This window comes from Stenotrophomonas indicatrix (assembly GCF_002750975.1).
In the GTDB taxonomy this organism is placed as follows: domain Bacteria; phylum Pseudomonadota; class Gammaproteobacteria; order Xanthomonadales; family Xanthomonadaceae; genus Stenotrophomonas; species Stenotrophomonas indicatrix.
Window position 1 is genome coordinate 3899204 of the sequence record NZ_PEJS01000001.1, and the last position, 16441, is coordinate 3915644.

The window sequence follows — 16441 nt, forward strand, 5'->3', positions numbered from 1 at the left end:
TCCACGCATGGCGTGGATCTACTGGGCCTGTTCCGGTAGATGCCAACCTTGGTTGGCAATGCCCGTTCACGCCATGCGTGGATGGGTGTTGCACCTGGTAGTGCCGGCCGCTGGCCGGCAACGGCATGCACACTACGGTCATGAGGTTGCCGGCCAGCGGCCGGCACTACCCCAGCGCGGCCAACGCCTGCACCAGCGCATCCATCTGCGCGGGGCGGGTGAACACCGATGGTGTCACCCGCACGCAGGCGCCGGAGTCCAGGCCATCGCGATGGGTGGTGAATATCCGATGTTCATCCAGCAGCCGTTTCTGCAGCGCCAGGTTGTCTTCCACCGAGGCATGGCCACGCAGGCGGAAGCTGGCCAATGCACTGGCCAACGCCGGATCCGGCGACGACAGCACCTCGATATGCGCCATCTGCCGCGCCGCCACCGTCCAACGCTCACGCAGGTAGCGCAGCCGCGCCTGCTTGTTCGCTGCGCCGATGCGCTGATGCAGCGCGATGGCCTCCGGCAGCGCCAGATAGGCGGCGAAGTTGACCGTGCCGGTGTGCACGCGACTGCCCACGCGGCCGTCGTCGGTCTCGCCCATGTACGGATCCAGGTCGGCCACGCGTCCTTTGCGCACGTACATCGCGCCCACGCCCACCGGTGCGCCGATCCACTTGTGCAGGTTGATGCCAACGAAATCGGCCTTCAGGTCCGGCACCGCGTAGTCGATCTGGCCAAAGCCATGTGCGGCATCGACAATCACATCGATGCCGCGCGCCCGCGCACGCTCGGCGAGCTCGGCCACCGGCAGCACCAGCCCATGGCGGTGGCTGACCTGGGTCAGCAGCACCAGTTTCAGGCGCGGCAGGCGCGCGAATGCCTCATCGTAGGCCTGCAGGATCTGCTCATGGGTGGGCATCACCGGCAGTGCGATGCGCTCGACCTGCACGCCACGACGCTGCTGCAACCAGCGCATCGCGTTGATCATGCTGTCGTAGTCGATGTCGGCGTACAGCACCTGGTCGCCCGCGGCCAACCGGTTGTAGCCACCGATCAGCGCGAGCATCGCTTCGGTGGCGCCACGGGTCAGCGCGATCTCGTCGGCGCCGACGCCAAGCATGTCGGCCACCTGCCGATGCACGGCCACGTACTGCGCCGGGAACGCGTGGCGACCGTACCAGGCATTGCCCCGGTTCACTTCGGCGGTATGCCGCTGGTAGCTGGCCAGGGTCTGCTTGCCCATCGCGCCCCAGTAGCCGTTCTCCAGGTGGTTCACTTCATCGGTGATGTCGAAGTGGCTGGCGACGGCGGACCAGTACGACTCGTCACGGGCCAGCACATCCGGCGTCGTGGAAGGTGCAGGAATGTCCATCGGCACAGCGTAGCGCGCGGCCGTCGGAGCAGCCAGCGCGGCAAGCGCCGCACTGGCCGGCAACAGCGCACCTGCGCGCAGCAGGGAGCGGCGGCTGTGGTCCATCAGAAGGTCAGCCGGTACTGCGCGTACACGTTGGCACCATCGGTGTCGTACGGCGCGTTGCGCGAATAGATCAGGCCACGGCTGGCCTGGAACGTGGCTTCGTCCGGGTAGCGGTCGAACACGTTGTCGGCGCCCACGCGCAGGCTGTGGTGTTCGTTGATGCGATAGCCCACGGCCAGGTCGAGGAAGGTCATCGCACCGAACTGCTGGTAGATATCGCCGGTGGCATTGCCGGTGGAGTCGGTCCACTTGCCGTAATAGCGCACGCGTGCCATCAACGACCACGCGCCGATGTCCCAGCTGCCGGTGAAGCTGCCCTTGTGCTCGGGCAGGCGGTCTTCGAACAGCACGCGCTGGGTTTCGTTGGTGGCCACCGAGGTGCTGCCGTTGTCGACGCGGGTCTGGTTGTAGTTGTATGCCAGGGTCAGCGTCATCCGCCCTGCGCCGAGGTCGCGCAGGTAGTTGCCGACCACATCCACGCCGGTGGTGGTGGTGTCGAAATCGTTGGTGAAGTAGTTCACCGAGGTATAGCCCAGCGGGTTCGGCGTGCCGGCCGGAATGGCGAAGCTGGCCGACTGGCTGAAGCGGTCGCTGAGCGTGATCCGGTAGACATCGACCGACCCTGACAGGCCCAGCTCGGTGCGCCAGGTCAGGCCCAGCGAGGCCGTGCGCGATTCTTCCGGGGTGAGCGGCTTGGCACCCAGCAGCTGCGCCAACGGATCGCTGGGCGACAAGCGGCCGCTGGTGAAGATCTGCAGCGTGCGCGTGTCCAGGCCCTGGGTGGTGCTGGTGGTGTTGAGCTGGGCCGGCGTGGGCGCGCGGAAGCCGGTGGAGAGCGTGCCGCGCAGCGCCACGTCCGGGGTGATCGCAAAACGTGCCGACAGCTTGCCATCCACCGTGCTGCCGAAGCTGGAGAAGTCTTCATAGCGACCGGCCGCGCCGATGCTCCAGCGCTCGCCCAGCGGCACTTCCATGTCCACGTAGGCGGCCTTGCTGCGCTGGCTCCACTGCCCGGCCTGGCTGGCCGAGAAGCCCGGCGCGCCGTTGGAATTGGCTTCCAGGCCCGCCGCAGCGCCACGGCCCACCGCATACGAGGCCGGGTCGCCGGCGCGCACCTGGTAGGTCTCCTGGCGGAACTCGGCACCGAAGGCGACGTTGACCGGCTTCGACAGCGCAGCCACGTCCCATTCGTAGTTGAAGTCCGCATTGGCGTTCTTCTCGGTCTGGGTCAGCCGGCCGAGGTCGAAGGAGGTCGGGCTGTCCGGGCCCAGCGAGGCGTTGATGGAGTTGTCCAGGCTGTAGTCGATGGCATTGCGGCCATACGAGGCGCTCAGGTCCCAGCGCAGCTTGGGCGTGATCTCACCCCGCAGGCCCGCGACCAGCTGCAGGTCGTTCTGGGTGTTGCCGTACTGCGGGCTGAAGCCCACCGGATACAGCGAGCGCAGGTTCCAGCCCGGGAAGATGCTGGTCGTACGGTACGCGCCGGTGGTGGTATCGGGGTTGCGCCAGTTGAAATCGCTGACGCCGTCGCTGTGGCTGTACAGGCCGAAGGCATACAACTCCAGGGTGTCGCTGGCATTGGCCTTCAGGTTGAAGCCCACGCGGCGGCTTTCCAGCTCCGGCTGGCCCCAGCGCTGCACCGGGTTGGGCACGTCCAGTTCGGGATGCGCGGCCTGGAAGGCGATGGCGTCGGGACGCTGGCGCGTGCGTGAGGTCGCATCGGAGTTGGACGATTCGGCGAACAGGGCGAGACTGCCGTAGTCACCCAGCGTCCAGCCGGTGCGCGCACTGAAGTCGCGCGAGCCGCCATCGCCCTGCGCGTACTGCGAATAGCCCGCAGTGATCTCGGTGCCCGGGCTGTCCTCCAGGATGATGTTGATGACACCGGCGATGGCATCCGAACCGTACTGCGCCGACGCGCCATCGCGCAGCACTTCGATACGCTTGATGGCGCTGGTCGGAATCTGCGCCAGGTCGGCGGCCTGTGCGCCGCGGTTGCCAAGCAAGGCACTGCGATGGAAGCGGCGGCCGTTGACCAGCACCAGCGTCTGGTCCGGTGACAGGCCACGCAGCGTGGCCGGGCGCACGAACACCTGGCCATCGGCCATCGGCAGGCGCTGCACCACGAACGAAGGCACCAGCTGTGCCAGCACGTCCTTCAGGTCGGTGGAGTCGACCGACTGGATGTCCTGCTTGGTGAACACGTCCACCGGCGCCAGGGTTTCAAACTGGGTGCGGTTGGAGGCACGGGTACCGGTGACCAGCATCGCATCGAGCTGGGTGGGCGCAGCGGCGTTGCCACTGCTGCTGGTGCCTGCCGTTCCGGCATCTGCAGCGATCGCGCCTCCTGCGCTGACCAGACCAAGGGCGAGGAGGATGGAACGCGACAGCTTCGAACGATGCACGGCAGGACTCCGGGAAGGCACGACAGGGCCAGGTGGGACCTGGACAAGGCGCGCAGTCTCGGGGCGGGATGTGAAGCAGCGATGACGTGGAGACGACAGTTGCGACCACTGGAGGTGCAGCCGCCACCCATGCCGGGCTCTGCGCTATGCAGTGTCGTCGTCGAAGCCGAAGACGGCGGGCCGCACCGTGCGCAGCGGGATGAACAGCGCGATCGCGAAAACGAACAGGAAAGGCGCGGAGAGGATGGCAGTGTCCTCGGTTCCGAAGGCAATCAGGTTCACCTGCAGTTGGCCGATCCACTCAAGGTCCATGAGCACCAGCACAAGGCCACCGATGGTCGGGCACGGCAGGCCGCCATGGCCTGCCATCAACAACGTGGGCGCCAGCAGTGCCGCCAGCAATGAGAACATCACCCGGTACAGCCAAGGGTCCCCGCGCCAGCGCGGTGCCCGCCGCCACATGAGCACCAGCAGCGCCAGTGGCAGCAGCGCCGGCAGCAGGGCAATCGCAATGATCATCACCATGCGGCGATCTGCGCGGTCTGGCTGATAGCGGTGACTTCCGGCATGTCCCTGGCCTCGATCGTGTCCATGAAGACCGCATTGTTGCCGGTGCAACGGCAAACGCAAAGCCCTGCCGGCGCAAGAACTGCTAAGCGCCCCACCCCGTCGATCCGGTACGCTGCCCGGCATTCGAACGAGGGACAGCGCGATGAGCGCAGCCGGCAAAGCGTTGTGGTACATCGAAAGCCATGCCGACAAGCCGCTGGCGCTGGCCGACATCGCGGCAGCCGCCGGACTGTCGCCCTTCCACCTGTCACGCCTGTTCCAGGCCCGCACCGGCACCTCGGTGGTGCGTTACCTGCGCGGACGCCGCCTGACCGCCGCCGCGCAACAGCTGGCCAACGGTGCCGGCGACATCCTGCAGGTGGCGTTGGCAGCCGGTTACAGCACGCATGCCGCGTTCACCCGTGCCTTCTGCGAGCAGTTCGGGCAGACCCCGGAGCGCGTGCGCGAGCGGGGCCTGCAGGAACTGGCACTGGTGCACGCGATCCGCCTCGACGACGCGCCACAGGCCTGCACCGAGGCGCCCAGGCTGATCGACTGCACGCCCTTCCAGGTGGCCGGCATCGGCATGCGCCACAGCCGCGACAGCGGCGGTGCGATTCCCGGGCAGTGGGCACAGCTCAACCGCGAATGGCCAACACCGGCGCCGGTCAGTTTCGGTGTGTGCTGCAACAGCGACGACGAGGGTGGCTTCGACTACATCGCAGCCTTGCCGGTGAACGCACTGCCATCGGTGCCTGCACACTGGCAGCGGGTGGATGTGCCTGCGCGCCGTTACCTGGTGGCTTGGCATGGCGGCCATATCTCCACCATCCGCTCGACCTGGTTCTGGCTGCTGGACCAGTACCTGCCGGCAAGCAGCCTCCACCTGGCCAACGCGCCGGATCTTGAACGCTACGACACCCGCTTCGACGAGCATACCGGCCATGGCGGCGTGGAGATCTGGCTGCCGGTCGATCACCGTCCTGACTGACCCGGAGAAACCGATGATGCGCGCGACACGATGGATGTTGACACTGCTGCTGGCTGCTCTGGCGCCGATGGCGATGGCGGCCGCTCCCACCATTGCCGGTGAACGTCATGGCGTGACAACGCTGAACAGCGCGGCGATCCGCGATAGTGCGCAGCGCGAGGTGCTGCGCTTCACCGTGTGGTACCCGGCAATGCCAGGCAGCGAAGAAACGCCGCTGACCATCGGGCCTCCGGATGCGCCGTTGTTCGAGGTGGGCCGCGCGGCGAAGGATGCCCCCACTGCCGGCGGGCGCCTGCCAACCCTGTTGCTGTCGCATGGCAATGGCGGCACCGCGCGCATGATGGGGTGGCTGGGCACCGCGCTGGCGCGGGCCGGCTACCTGGTGATCGCCGTGGACCACCCCGGCAACAACGGCGCCGATGAGATGACGCTGGCCGGCAGCGTGCTGACCTGGCTGCGCGCCGACGACCTGAAGGCGGCGCTGGCGGCCGTGCAGGCCGACCCGCAGCTGGGGCCACATGTTGATGCGTCGCGGCTGGGCGTGGTGGGTTATTCCGCTGGCGGCTTCACCGCACTGCTCAGCGCCGGCGCACGGCCGGACATGACGCGGCTGCTGGCGTTCTGCCAGGCGCACCCGGACGACGGCGTGTGCAGGCCGCAGCAGGAAGCGGCCGCGCATACGATGGCGGCGCGTCTTGCTGCGGCGGCGTCACCACAACTGCAACCGTACGTGCAGCATGCACAGGATGATCGTTCGATTGCCGGCGTGCGCGCGGTGTTCGTGCTGGCGCCCGCCATCGTGCAGGCGTTTGCACCGGAGCAGCTGAAGGTGTTGCGGCAGCCGGTGATGATCGTGCTGGGTTCAGCGGATGAAGTGGCGCCGCCGGTGACCAACGGTGATGTGGCGGCGGCGCTGATTCCGAAAGCAACGCTGCACGCGCTGCCCGGTGTCGGCCACTACGATTTCCTGTCTGCCTGCACGCCACTGGCAGATGAGCGGCTGCAGGCGCTGTGCATGACTGCGGTACCGAAGGAGCAGACGCATGCGGTGGCGGTGGAAGACGCGGTGCGCTTCTTCGGGGAAGCCTTGCGCTGAAGACAGTCGAGCACGGCTCGATGCCAGGGCTGGCAACAACGATTCGTTGCACAGGTGATGACGCGGCGCAAAGGTGCGCGGGACTACACTGCACCCAGCGCTCCACGGAGGATCGATCATGCGCCTGTTGCATCTTTCTCTGCCGGTATCCGATGTTGCCAACGTCGCCGCGTACTTCCGCGACGTGCTGCAGCTGGAGGTGGCCGGCGACCAAGTCCGCATTGGCTGGAGCACGATCCAGCTGCAACCGGCGAATGGCCGTCCGGTAGGCGGCGTGCACCTTGCCTTCAATGTGCCGGACAACCGCTTCGCCGACGCCATGAGCTGGCTGCGTGCACGCACGCCGTTGCAATGCAATCCGGAAGGGCTGGACTACTTCGCACTGGAAAGCAGCTGGCAGTCGCAGTCGGTGTATTTCACCGGACCCGATGGCCTGATCCTCGAACTGATCGGCCGCAGGCGCTTGCCGGCCAGCGACCGCAGTGGCGCCTTCCATGGCAGCGAACTGACCTGCCTGAGCGAGGTCGGCCTGCCCAGCCATGATGTCGCTGCGGTGCGCGAACAATCCAACCAACGCTTCGGCCTGCGGCCGATCAGCCCGCCGTCGCCCCAGTTCGCGCCGATGGGTGATGACGAGGGCCTGTTGATCGTGGTCGCTGCCGATCGCCGTTGGTTCCCCGAGCAGAAGGACCTGCCCAACGCGCAGGGCCTGCAGCTGGAGGTGGCCGATGTGAGCAGCAGCGGCGAGCTGCACGATGCCGCGCTGGGCTGGCGGGTGCAGGCGGCCTGAGTTACCAGCTGCCCGAGGCGCCACCGCCTCCGCTGCGGCCACCACCACCGGACCAGTCGCTGGAACTGCTTGAGGACGCACTGGACGACGAGGTGCTGGACGAGGAGCGGTAGCCTCTGGACGCCCCCCGGCCGCCGCGGTTTTTTTCGCCGGGCAGCAGAGTGAACACCCAGATGAAGTACAGGAACAGCGTGCCCATGCTGGACACGATCGTCGCCAGCACGCGGGCGTTCTCCTCGCCGGCACGGTCGATGGCCAGCAGCGCGCCCAGCGCATAGCCACCGGTCAGCAGCACCAGCACCACCAAGCGGATGGCGAAGCTGTTGCGGTTCTTCCGCCAACGCGCGCGACCGGCCTGCACCAGGAAGAACACCAGCATGGCGGCGATGCCGACCGCCAGGTTCAGCAGCGTGTGCAGCGCAAGGCTGGGCGGCAACTGGCCGCGTACCAGCATCACCGCGAAGAAGCCGGTGCTGACGGCCAGCATGCCGTACAGCACGATGCGTACGCCGCCGCTGCGACGCCAGCACCAGCCCAGCAGGGTTGCCACCGGTACGGCGGGCAGCAGCACGAAGACCAACGCCGGCAGCACGTGGCGCGGCAGCAGCAGCGACGCAGAAAGCCCTCCCGCGGCGATCACCGCCGTCACCAGCAGCGGTCTGCCCCACGCAGGCAATGTCGGCCACGTTGACCTGGGCATCGCCGCATTGGCTGCCAGTGCCTTGCGCCGCCGCTCGCGGCGGTTACCGGTGAAATCGGCTTCGGTCCTCGTCGCCAGCAGACGCGGCGGCGATCGCCACAGACCGGCCAGGAAGCCCGCCAGCAACGTCAGCGCGACGACCGAATCCCCCGTGCGCCAGTCCGCGGGCAACACGTTGCGTGCCGGCGTATCTTCCCAGGGCGGCAGTTGCTCGCCGTCGACCAGCGCCACCAGCACGTGGGTGCCGTCCAGCACGCCCTGGTCCAGGTCTCCCTCGCGCAGCCGCGGCACGATCGCCTTGTCGATGATGCGCGCGGCATAGGCATCGGGAATGGTGCCTTCCAGGCCATAGCCGGTCTGGATGCGTACACGCCGCTCCTGCACCGCCACCAGCAGCAGTACGCCGTCATCGACACCGGCGCGGCCCAGCTGCCATTGGTCGAACACTCGCTGCGCATAGGCTTCGATGCCTTCCTCGCCAACGCTGGGCACCACCAGCACCTGCAGCTGCGCGCCCTTGCGTGCCTGCAGCTGCAATGCCTGCTCGCGCAGCGCGGCGCGGGTGCTGGCGGACAGCGCATTGGCGGTGTCCACCACCGGGTCATTCAACGCTGGGACCGGGGCTGCCGCCAGCGCCAGCATCGGCAGCAGGCAGAGCAGCAGTGCAAGCCATGCCCAGTGCCCTGCGTTGCGCCACTGCCGCACCCGCCTCATGGGGCTGCCGCGCTCTGCACGTGCAGAGCACGACGTGGGGCCGACCCGTTGCTCGGCAATGACGGTGGTACACATGCTTCGGAACGGCATCCGTGTATTTCCTCACTCCGGAAAGGGAAAAGCCGGCCGGGTCGCCCCGGCCGGCCTCCTTTACCACACACCTCTTGTCAGGCAGCGGTCAACGGCCCATGGCCACTCGCTGCTGCTCGTCCTGTACGTGCTGCTGCGAGGGCTCATGCTTGGCCAGCAGTGCAGCACTGGTCTCCTGCACGCTTGGCGCCGTCTGGGTCATGTCCACCGCAGTGCGGAAGCCGGGAACGGTGCCCATCACGAATGCCTTGCCATCCTGCAAGGTCACGCCCTGCAGCTTCTCCGGCGAATCGATGCCGGCGGCCTTGGCCTGGGCAGTCACATGGGCGGCCATCTCGTTGCAGATCATGCCCGGCATGTGGCCGCGGATCGCGTTGTGCAGCGGCGTATCCGGATGCGCCTTGTCGCCCAGTTGCGGCCCTTTCGGCGCCGCCTCGGCTTGGCTGCGGCCTTCGGCCAGCTTGCCCAGCGTGGCCGGACCGGCCACGCCGTCGGCGGAGAGGCCCTGCTGCTTCTGGTAGGCAGTCAGCGCATCGCGGGTATTGGCACCAAAGTTGCCATCCTCGCTCAGCCGGTTGCCGTGGCTGTCGCGCACGCCCAAGCGGTTGAGCTCCTTCTGCATGGCAGTCACTTCCTCGCCCTTGGCGCCCTGGCGCAGTACACCGCCGTGGTCGCCATCGTGCGCATGGCCACCCTTGCCGGTTTCCTTCAGCTTGCCCTGGTCCCAGAAATCCTGCGGGCTGACCAGCTTGCCGTGCGGATCCTTCAACTGGTAATGCACGTGCTGGGCATACTGCCCTGCACCACCGGGGCCACGCCCACCCATGGTGCCGATCGGTTCGCCGGCCTTGATCGGCTGGCCCTCCTTCACCTGGGTCGACTGCAGGTGCAGGATCTCGTGCGAGTTGCCCTGCGCATCTCTGATCTTCACCGTGCCGTAGTCGCCACCGACAAAGGTCACCGTGCCGGAAATCGGCGCATTGACGGTCGGATGCTGCAGGTTGCGGCCGTGCTGGCCACCGACGTAGTTGAAGTCGGTGCCGCCGTGCGGCTTGTGCGCACGGTGTTCGCCGAACTCACCGGTAACGTGCGGCTTGACCCCGTTCTGCGGGGGCAGCATCACCTGCATCGTCTGCTCGAAGTTGCGGGTCTGGCCTTCAGCATGTGCCGCTGCCGGCTTGGCCTGCGCCTGTGCAGCGGCGCCCACGGCGGCTGCGGTCTGGCCACCATGGGACTGGCCGTGGGTCTGCGCCAGGCGCTGCTCCACGAACTGCTCGTACCTGTCCACGTATGGCATCACCTTCTTTTCGGAAAGGTTGAGGCCGCCGTAGTCGCGGGTCGGACCATCGTGATGGTACTTGTAGATGTATTCCTCGCCCTGGCCGCGCTTGTGTGCCAGGTTGCGGTTGTCAATGTAGTGGTCAACCAATGCATCGGACTGGGCGCCGACGTCGAAGCGGTTACGGTTGTTGAGGTGGTAGTGATTGCCGGTCTTGTCGATGAACTGGCCCAGGCCCGAGGCCGAGGTGGTGCCTGCGGCAGCATCGGGGTTGAATCCCGATTCCACGCGGGCGATGGCCAGTACGTGTGCGGTTTCGCGCGGGGTCAGTCCCTTCTCGCGCGCCGACTCGATGAGCGTGTCGATCACCCGTGACTGCACCTCCGGGGTTGCATCGCCCCACCGGCGGGAGTTCCCGTGCAGGCGCCCGTCGCTCTGGTCGATCGGCTCGCGGTAGTGGCTCCACGATTTGATGCGGTCACTGCTGTAGGCCGCCCCGCGGGGCTGGACCATGTCCTGGTAGATGTCTGCCATGTCTGTGCTATCCATTCTATGAAAAAGGGAATTTCCTTAAGGGGTACTGCTCCTGGTACTTCCGGTGTTGCGGTACTGCGCTCGCAGCGCACATGCGACGTCCTGCCGCTGCGCTCAGTCTTCGATGTAGTTCACCTCCGGGTGCTTGATGCCGAGCGTGTCGATCAGCTTCTCGTACTCGTCGTTGTTGGGCTCCTGCTCATCGCCTTCCGTGCCACGCAGCGGCGGCGTGCTGTGGGTCAGCTGGCGGCCACTGGCGTCGTACAGGTAGTACCACTCGCAGAAGCTGCAGCCGAACGGCAGTTCACCGTACTGCACGACGAAATACGGCGTGCCGCTCCGGTCCTGCACGCAGGCCAGGCCGACGGCGGTGTAGCCGTCCATTTCCTTGGGTACGGCAATGGCCTGGCGTGTGCCGTCCTTTTCGATTTCCAGCGTGGTCAGCCGGGAAGCGTCCGTGTCTTGGGTGGGCAGGGCCGCCAGGTGCAGGCGGGTGCCTTGGCAATCGATATGCATGCCGGTCTCATCGCGCGTAGGGGAGGTGGGAAGGGATGCGGCCGCGGCGGCAGGTGCGGCCGGCGTCGTTGCCGGGTTCGAAGAAGCAGGGGTCGCCGCCGGCGCGGATGCCTCCGGGCCGCTGCAGGCAGCGAGCATCAGGGCCAGCACGGGGGCAACGGGAAACAGGCGCATGCGATGCTCCTTGGGGTGAACCACGCGCCCCCCGCAGGCGGTCGCGCGGAGGATCAGATCGATTCGTCCTCACGCTTGACCAGCTGCCAGCACGGCTTCTGGGCAAAGGTGTAGGTCTGCTGGTCGCTGGTATCGGGAGTGCGCATCTGCACCTGCACCTGTCCGTCAGGCAGACGGGTGACCTGCATCTGGCGACCCTGCCGCTGCAGCGTGGCCGGATCCGGCATCACCGGCCATTCGACCTTGGCCAGTGGCACTTTCTCCTCCACCTTGCGCGGCTCCGGCTCGGCTTCGGCATCGATGTGGCTGTCCAGCAGCGGATCGGCCGTGGACGTTTCCTGCAACGCGATCTCGTTGCCGAAGTGCTTGAGGAACTCGTCGAAGACCGGATGGGGGCAGTTGCCAGCGGCCTCTGCCGCGGTCGTGGCGCCCGGTGCGACGGGCGTCGTGGCTGCAGCCGTGCTGGTCGGAGCGGGTGCGGCGGCATCAGCGGGGGCAGCCTGCGGGGCGGGCTTGCAGCCCGACAGCGCAACCCCCAACGCAAGGGCAAGCAGGGCAACGGGGCGAAGCTGGTTCACGGGATCCTCCTGATTCCGGGCGGTCGCGCGCGGTTCCGGCGCGGTAGGGAGGCAAGGATAGCCATGCCTTTGTCAATTCAGTTTCAACACACGCTGTCAGGAATATCCCGACACTCAGAAATGAGATGGATATCACATTACTATTGAAGCCGTCGTCGTCGCGGCTGCCGCTAGACTACCCCCGCCCCCCCCGCTTTGACCCTGGCCCGATGCGCGTATTCCTGCTTGTCTTATTCCTGCTGGTACCTGCGCTGTGGCCCTGCTCGGTGGCCGCGTTGGAGGTGTTGGAGGTCCAGGAAGGCGACCTGCTGTTCGTCACCGCCGGCCATGGCGGCCTGAGTGCGGCCATCGACGATGCGACCGGAAAACAAGGCGCGCCCAGCTTCGACCATGTCGCGCTGGTGGCTTCCGCACCGCAGGGCTGGGAGGTGCTGCACGCCGATGAAGAGGGCTCGCGCCGGCAGACGCTGGAACAGTTCCGCGAGGACGCGAAAGGCAAGCAGCGGCAGATCGTGGTCTATCGCCTGCGTGCGCCGCCGGACAATGCCATCGCCGATGCCGTGGCCACCGCGCGCACGATGCTGGGCAAACCGTACAACACTGCCTACGTGTTGAACGACGACAGTTACTACTGCTCGGATTTCATCGAGCGCGCGTTCCGTGCGCACCATGTGTTCGCACTGCAGCCCATGAACTTCCGCAACCCGCAGACCGGTGAGATCTCCCGGCACTGGGTTGATCTGTATCGCGGCATGGGCATGGAGGTACCGCAGGGCCTGCCCGGTACCAACCCCAACGACATGGCTGCAGCACCGGTGCTGCAGCGGATCGGCGTACTGGAATAAGCGAAGCCCCGCGCGGGGCGGGGCTTCGTCGGTGATGGATGGCGGCTGCCAGGATCACTCTTCCTCGTCCTGCCCGCCCTGCTGCTGGTTCTGGTTGCGCTTCTGCTGCTCCTGCTGCTGTTGCTGCTGCTGGTCGCGGCCGCGCCCCTGCTGCTGATCCTGCTGGTTCTGCTGGCCCTGCTGCTTCTGGTTCGGGTTCTGGTTCTGCTGTGCCATGTCCGATCTCCAAATGCCACGCGCGGAATGCGGTGGACGGGGCCATCGTCGGCAGCGATTGGTTAACCATGCGTTGTGAGCGGGCTACACCCATGTGTACGTGCGTGAATGAACCGGCGCCAGCCCTTGCGGCACAAGCGACTGAAGGATTCATGCGGGTTTGGCATGTCGTCATGCTGCAGCCGGAAACGAACGCATTCAGCGTGCCTGCCCGCCGCGGCGCGCGCAGCGGCGGCCTACGCCCATGGTCCCATTTGCAGCATGCAGGGCCGCCGCCTATCGTCGGAATGACGTCACCCCGGAGATGCGCATGGCCCGCGACACTGCAGCACACCCCACCTACGAACAGGCACTGGCCGATTTCAGCATCGAGCGCGGACAGCGACAGTTGCACGGTGACCTGCAGACCGGCATCAACGCCTGCGTGGAGTGCTGCGACCGCCACTGCGGCCGCAACGCGCTGGCGCTGCGCTGGGTGGACGCCCACGGTGCCCTGCATCGGTACACCTTCGAGGACCTGCGCGATGCCTCTGCGCGTGTTGCCCAGGTGCTGGCCGCGCAGGGCATCGGCAAGGGCGATGTGGTGGCCGGCCTGCTGCCGCGCACACCGGACCTGCTGGCGACCATCCTCGGCACCTGGCGGGTGGGTGCGATCTACCAGCCGCTGTTCACTGCGTTCGGCCCCAAGGCCATCGAAACACGGTTGAAAACCGGGCGCACCGCATTGGTGGTGACCGACAGCGCAAACCGCAGCAAGCTGGACGAGGTCAATGGCTGCCCGCCGGTCGCCACCCTCCTGGCACCGGAGCAGACACTACGTGCCGGCGACATCGACTGGACCGCACGCACCGCCGATGCCACACCTGATTTCGCGCCGGTGATGCTGCGCGGCGATGCGCTGATGGCACTGCTGTCCACCTCCGGCACCACCGGCAGCCCCAAGGGCGTGCCGGTGCCGCTGCGCGCATTGCTGGCCTTTGCCAGTTACATGCAGTTGGCCGTGGACCTGCGCCCAGAGGACGTGTTCTGGAACATCGCCGATCCCGGCTGGGCCTACGGGCTGTATTACGCCGTGATCGGCCCGCTGCTGCTGGGCCAGGCCACCACCTTCAGCGAAGCCGGTTTCAGCGTGCAGGGGCTGAACGACATCGTCACGCGGCTGGGTGTCACCAATCTTGCCGGCTCGCCCACAGCGTACCGGCAGATCATCGCCGCCGGACCCGAGGCCAGTGCGGCCATCAACGGCAAGCTGCGGGTGGTGAGCAGCGCCGGCGAACCGCTGAACCCGGAGATCGCCCGTTGGTTCGCCGCCCATCTGGGCACCACGGTGCTCGACCACTACGGCCAGACCGAGACCGGCATGGTGGTCAACAACCACCACGCACTGGACCACGCCGTGCGGCCGGGATCATCGGGCTTTGCGATGCCCGGTTACCGCGTGGCGGTACTGGACGATGCCGGCAACGAACTGCCGCCGCGCACGCCCGGCATCCTCGCCGTGGACCTGCAGCAGTCGCCGATCATGTGGTTCACCGGCTACTACGGTGCCGACACACCGGCGCTGGGCGATCGCTACTACCTCACCGGTGATTCGGTGGAATGCGAGGACGACGGCTCGATCAGTTTCATCGGCCGCTCGGACGACCTGATCACCTCGTCAGGCTATCGCATCGGTCCATTCGATGTGGAGAGCGTGCTGATGGAACACCCTGCGGTGGCGGAAACGGCGGTGATCGGCGTACCCGATCCAGAGCGCACCGAGATCGTCAAGGCGTTCGTGATCCTGCGCGCTGGGTTCAGCGGCAGCGACACGCTGGCGCAGGAACTGCAGCAGCATGTGCGACGCCGGCTGTCCGCCCATGCGTACCCGCGCCAGGTGGCGTTCGTGGCGGAACTACCAAAGACGCCCAGTGGCAAGCTGCAGCGCTTCCTGCTGCGCAAGGCCGAGATCGAGAAGCAGGCGGCGGCTGGCTGAGGGTCTCCGGGGTCAGAGCCCTTCCTTCGAAAGGGATCTGACCCCACATGACCCCGTGCTTGCGCTACGGCATCACCGGCGGCACGTAGGCCAGGGTCATGCCCAGCAGCCACAGCAACCCCAGCACCAGCGGGATGTGCACCAGCAGCTGGATGAACGTGAAGCCGACGATGTCGCGGGCCTTCAGGCCGAGCACGCCCAGCAGTGGCAGCATCCAGAACGGATTGATCAGGTTCGGCAGCGCTTCCGCCGCGTTGTAGACCTGCACCGCCCAGCCCAGGTGCGCCTTCAGCTCGTTCGCGGCCTGCATCACGTACGGCGCTTCGATGATCCACTTGCCGCCACCGGACGGTACGAAGAAGCCCAGCACCGCCGAGTACACGCCCATCACCAGCGCGAACGTATCGGTGCTGGCCACGTGCACGAACAGGCTCGACAGCCGGTGCGCCAGCGTCTCACCGTCGCCACCGGCAGCATGGGTGAGGATCATCGCGATGCCGCCGTACAGCGGGAACTGGATCAGCACACCGGTGGTGCTCGGTACCGCCTTGGCCACCGCGTTGAGGAAGCTGCGCGGGCGCCAGTGCAGCAGCAGGCCCAGCGAGATGAACATGAAGTTGTAGGTGTTGAGGTTGGCGATCGCGCTGACCAATGGCTTGTTGGCGAACTCGTTGAACAGCCAGCCGAAGGCCAGCAGCGAAAGCAGCACGGTCAACAACGGGCTGTACTCCAGCCACTCGCCCGGACGGGTGCGGCGCTGCAGCGGCTCCGGTTCGGCCTGCGCCGCGCCGGGGAAATCTTCGGCGGTACGCGCACTGCCGGCGGCCGGCGCGGTCAGCCAGGCGATCAGCAGCGAGACCACGATCAACACCGAGGTCAGCGCGATCGACTGCCACAGGAAGATGGTTTCGGTGAACGGCAGCACGCCGGTGATCTCCAGCAGCCCCGGCGGCATGCTGGCCGGGTTGGCCTGCAGCTGTGCCGCCGACGAACTCAGGCCCATCGCCCACACCGCGCCCAGGCCCAGGTAGGCCGAGGCACCGGCCGCCCGATAGTCCATGCGCAGCTCGGTGCGGCGGGCCAGCGCGCGCACCAGCAGGCCGCCGAACACCAGCGAGAAGCCCCAGCTGAGCAGCGAGGCCAGCATGCTGACCAGGCCGACGTACACCACGGCACCACGACCGGTGCGTGGCACCCGGGCCAGGTAGTCGATGAAGCGCGCGACCACCGGTGCAGTGGCTACCGCATAACCACCGATGACCACGAAGGCCATCTGCATGGTGAAGGGAATCAGGCTCCAGAAGCCGTCGCCGAAGGCGCTGGCGGTGGCCTGCGGGGTGGCGCCGAAGCCCATCGCCGCCAGCGCGACGATGACCACGCCGAGCACCGCGAATACATACGCATCGGGGAACCACCTTTCCGCCCAGGCGGCCGAGCGCAGCGCGGCGCGCGCCATCCAGCCGTCCTGTACTGCTGCCGTCGAGGCCATCACCTACCCTCCCAGGTTCGATGGCCTGATTC

14 protein-coding genes are annotated in these 16441 nt (G+C 67.0%); 5 read left to right on the forward strand and 9 right to left on the reverse strand.

Annotated elements, in window-relative coordinates; all coding sequences use genetic code 11:
• Positions 1 to 166: 166 nt before the first annotated feature.
• The 3 genes from CR918_RS18005 to CR918_RS18015 form a co-directional block, all read right to left on the reverse strand.
• Complete coding sequence (locus CR918_RS18005; protein WP_099844016.1) at positions 167 to 1468, reverse strand: aminotransferase class V-fold PLP-dependent enzyme; 1302 nt, start codon at positions 1466 to 1468, stop codon at positions 167 to 169.
• Positions 1468 to 3873, reverse strand: coding sequence for a TonB-dependent receptor plug domain-containing protein (locus tag CR918_RS18010; RefSeq protein WP_099844018.1), 2406 nt, complete (start codon positions 3871 to 3873; stop codon positions 1468 to 1470). Before CR918_RS18010 ends, CR918_RS18005 begins: the two co-directional genes overlap by 1 nt.
• Positions 3874 to 4017: 144 nt before the next feature.
• On the reverse strand, positions 4018 to 4398 hold the full coding sequence (locus tag CR918_RS18015) for a hypothetical protein (protein WP_099844020.1): 381 nt from the start codon (positions 4396 to 4398) through the stop codon (positions 4018 to 4020).
• A gap of 187 nt (positions 4399 to 4585) precedes the next feature.
• Here CR918_RS18015 and CR918_RS18020 point away from each other — a divergent pair, with 187 nt between their 5' ends.
• The 3 genes from CR918_RS18020 to CR918_RS18030 all read left to right on the forward strand — a co-directional run bounded on the left by CR918_RS18020 (position 4586) and on the right by CR918_RS18030 (position 7299).
• A complete protein-coding gene (locus CR918_RS18020) occupies positions 4586 to 5413 on the forward strand; it encodes an AraC family transcriptional regulator (protein WP_093819354.1) in 828 nt (275 codons plus the stop codon).
• A 34-nt stretch (positions 5414 to 5447) separates the two neighbouring features.
• Entirely contained in the window at positions 5448 to 6509 is a 1062-nt protein-coding gene (locus tag CR918_RS18025; RefSeq protein WP_415846990.1) for an alpha/beta hydrolase family protein, read from the forward strand.
• 118 nt (positions 6510 to 6627) lie between these two features.
• Positions 6628 to 7299 carry a VOC family protein gene (locus tag CR918_RS18030; RefSeq protein WP_099844022.1) on the forward strand — a complete coding sequence of 224 codons (672 nt, stop codon included), beginning with the start codon at positions 6628 to 6630 and terminating at the stop codon, positions 7297 to 7299.
• A gap of 1 nt (position 7300) precedes the next feature.
• On the opposite strand, the gene CR918_RS18035 is transcribed toward CR918_RS18030, so the two are convergent.
• From CR918_RS18035 to CR918_RS18050, 4 genes are all read right to left on the reverse strand, one after another.
• Positions 7301 to 8713 carry a TPM domain-containing protein gene (locus CR918_RS18035; protein WP_243379183.1) on the reverse strand — a complete coding sequence of 471 codons (1413 nt, stop codon included), beginning with the start codon at positions 8711 to 8713 and terminating at the stop codon, positions 7301 to 7303.
• Positions 8714 to 8891: 178 nt separating this feature from the next.
• Positions 8892 to 10616 carry a peptidoglycan-binding protein gene (locus tag CR918_RS18040; RefSeq protein WP_099844025.1) on the reverse strand — a complete coding sequence of 575 codons (1725 nt, stop codon included), beginning with the start codon at positions 10614 to 10616 and terminating at the stop codon, positions 8892 to 8894.
• A gap of 114 nt (positions 10617 to 10730) precedes the next feature.
• A complete protein-coding gene (locus CR918_RS18045) occupies positions 10731 to 11306 on the reverse strand; it encodes a hypothetical protein (protein WP_223483019.1) in 576 nt (191 codons plus the stop codon).
• A gap of 53 nt (positions 11307 to 11359) precedes the next feature.
• Positions 11360 to 11884, reverse strand: a complete 525-nt coding sequence (locus CR918_RS18050) for a hypothetical protein (protein ID WP_099844027.1) — start codon at positions 11882 to 11884, stop codon at positions 11360 to 11362.
• A 209-nt stretch (positions 11885 to 12093) separates the two neighbouring features.
• Between CR918_RS18050 and CR918_RS18055 the strand changes: the two genes are divergently transcribed.
• Entirely contained in the window at positions 12094 to 12729 is a 636-nt protein-coding gene (locus CR918_RS18055; protein ID WP_099844029.1) for a YiiX/YebB-like N1pC/P60 family cysteine hydrolase, read from the forward strand.
• Between the two features lie 54 nt (positions 12730 to 12783).
• Here the strand turns inward: CR918_RS18055 and CR918_RS21195 are convergent, their stop codons facing one another.
• Positions 12784 to 12945: a hypothetical protein gene (locus CR918_RS21195; RefSeq protein WP_164745118.1), complete on the reverse strand. Its 162-nt coding sequence runs from the start codon at positions 12943 to 12945 to the stop codon at positions 12784 to 12786.
• Between the two features lie 310 nt (positions 12946 to 13255).
• On the opposite strand from CR918_RS21195, the gene CR918_RS18060 reads away from it, so the two are divergent.
• The gene (locus CR918_RS18060) at positions 13256 to 14920 is read left to right on the forward strand and encodes an AMP-binding protein (protein WP_207759530.1); all 1665 of its coding nucleotides are present in this window, start codon (positions 13256 to 13258) and stop codon (positions 14918 to 14920) included.
• Positions 14921 to 14984: 64 nt separating this feature from the next.
• On the opposite strand, the gene CR918_RS18065 is transcribed toward CR918_RS18060, so the two are convergent.
• Positions 14985 to 16409 carry a short-chain fatty acid transporter gene (locus CR918_RS18065; RefSeq protein ID WP_207759531.1) on the reverse strand — a complete coding sequence of 475 codons (1425 nt, stop codon included), beginning with the start codon at positions 16407 to 16409 and terminating at the stop codon, positions 14985 to 14987.
• Between the last annotated feature and the right edge of the window lie 32 nt (positions 16410 to 16441).

Coding starts and splice junctions, on each gene's coding strand:
- CR918_RS18005 (WP_099844016.1), bottom strand. CDS start 1,468: ATGGACCACAGCCGCCGCTCCCTGCTGCGCGCAGGTGCGCTGTTGCCG.
- CR918_RS18015 (WP_099844020.1), bottom strand. CDS start 4,398: ATGGTGATGATCATTGCGATTGCCCTGCTGCCGGCGCTGCTGCCACTG.
- CR918_RS18020 (WP_093819354.1), top strand. CDS start 4,586: ATGAGCGCAGCCGGCAAAGCGTTGTGGTACATCGAAAGCCATGCCGAC.
- CR918_RS18025 (WP_415846990.1), top strand. CDS start 5,448: ATGTTGACACTGCTGCTGGCTGCTCTGGCGCCGATGGCGATGGCGGCC.
- CR918_RS18030 (WP_099844022.1), top strand. CDS start 6,628: ATGCGCCTGTTGCATCTTTCTCTGCCGGTATCCGATGTTGCCAACGTC.
- CR918_RS18035 (WP_243379183.1), bottom strand. CDS start 8,713: ATGAGGCGGGTGCGGCAGTGGCGCAACGCAGGGCACTGGGCATGGCTT.
- CR918_RS18040 (WP_099844025.1), bottom strand. CDS start 10,616: ATGGCAGACATCTACCAGGACATGGTCCAGCCCCGCGGGGCGGCCTAC.
- CR918_RS18045 (WP_223483019.1), bottom strand. CDS start 11,306: ATGCGCCTGTTTCCCGTTGCCCCCGTGCTGGCCCTGATGCTCGCTGCC.
- CR918_RS18055 (WP_099844029.1), top strand. CDS start 12,094: ATGCGCGTATTCCTGCTTGTCTTATTCCTGCTGGTACCTGCGCTGTGG.
- CR918_RS21195 (WP_164745118.1), bottom strand. CDS start 12,945: ATGGCACAGCAGAACCAGAACCCGAACCAGAAGCAGCAGGGCCAGCAG.
- CR918_RS18060 (WP_207759530.1), top strand. CDS start 13,256: ATGGCCCGCGACACTGCAGCACACCCCACCTACGAACAGGCACTGGCC.
- CR918_RS18065 (WP_207759531.1), bottom strand. CDS start 16,409: ATGGCCTCGACGGCAGCAGTACAGGACGGCTGGATGGCGCGCGCCGCG.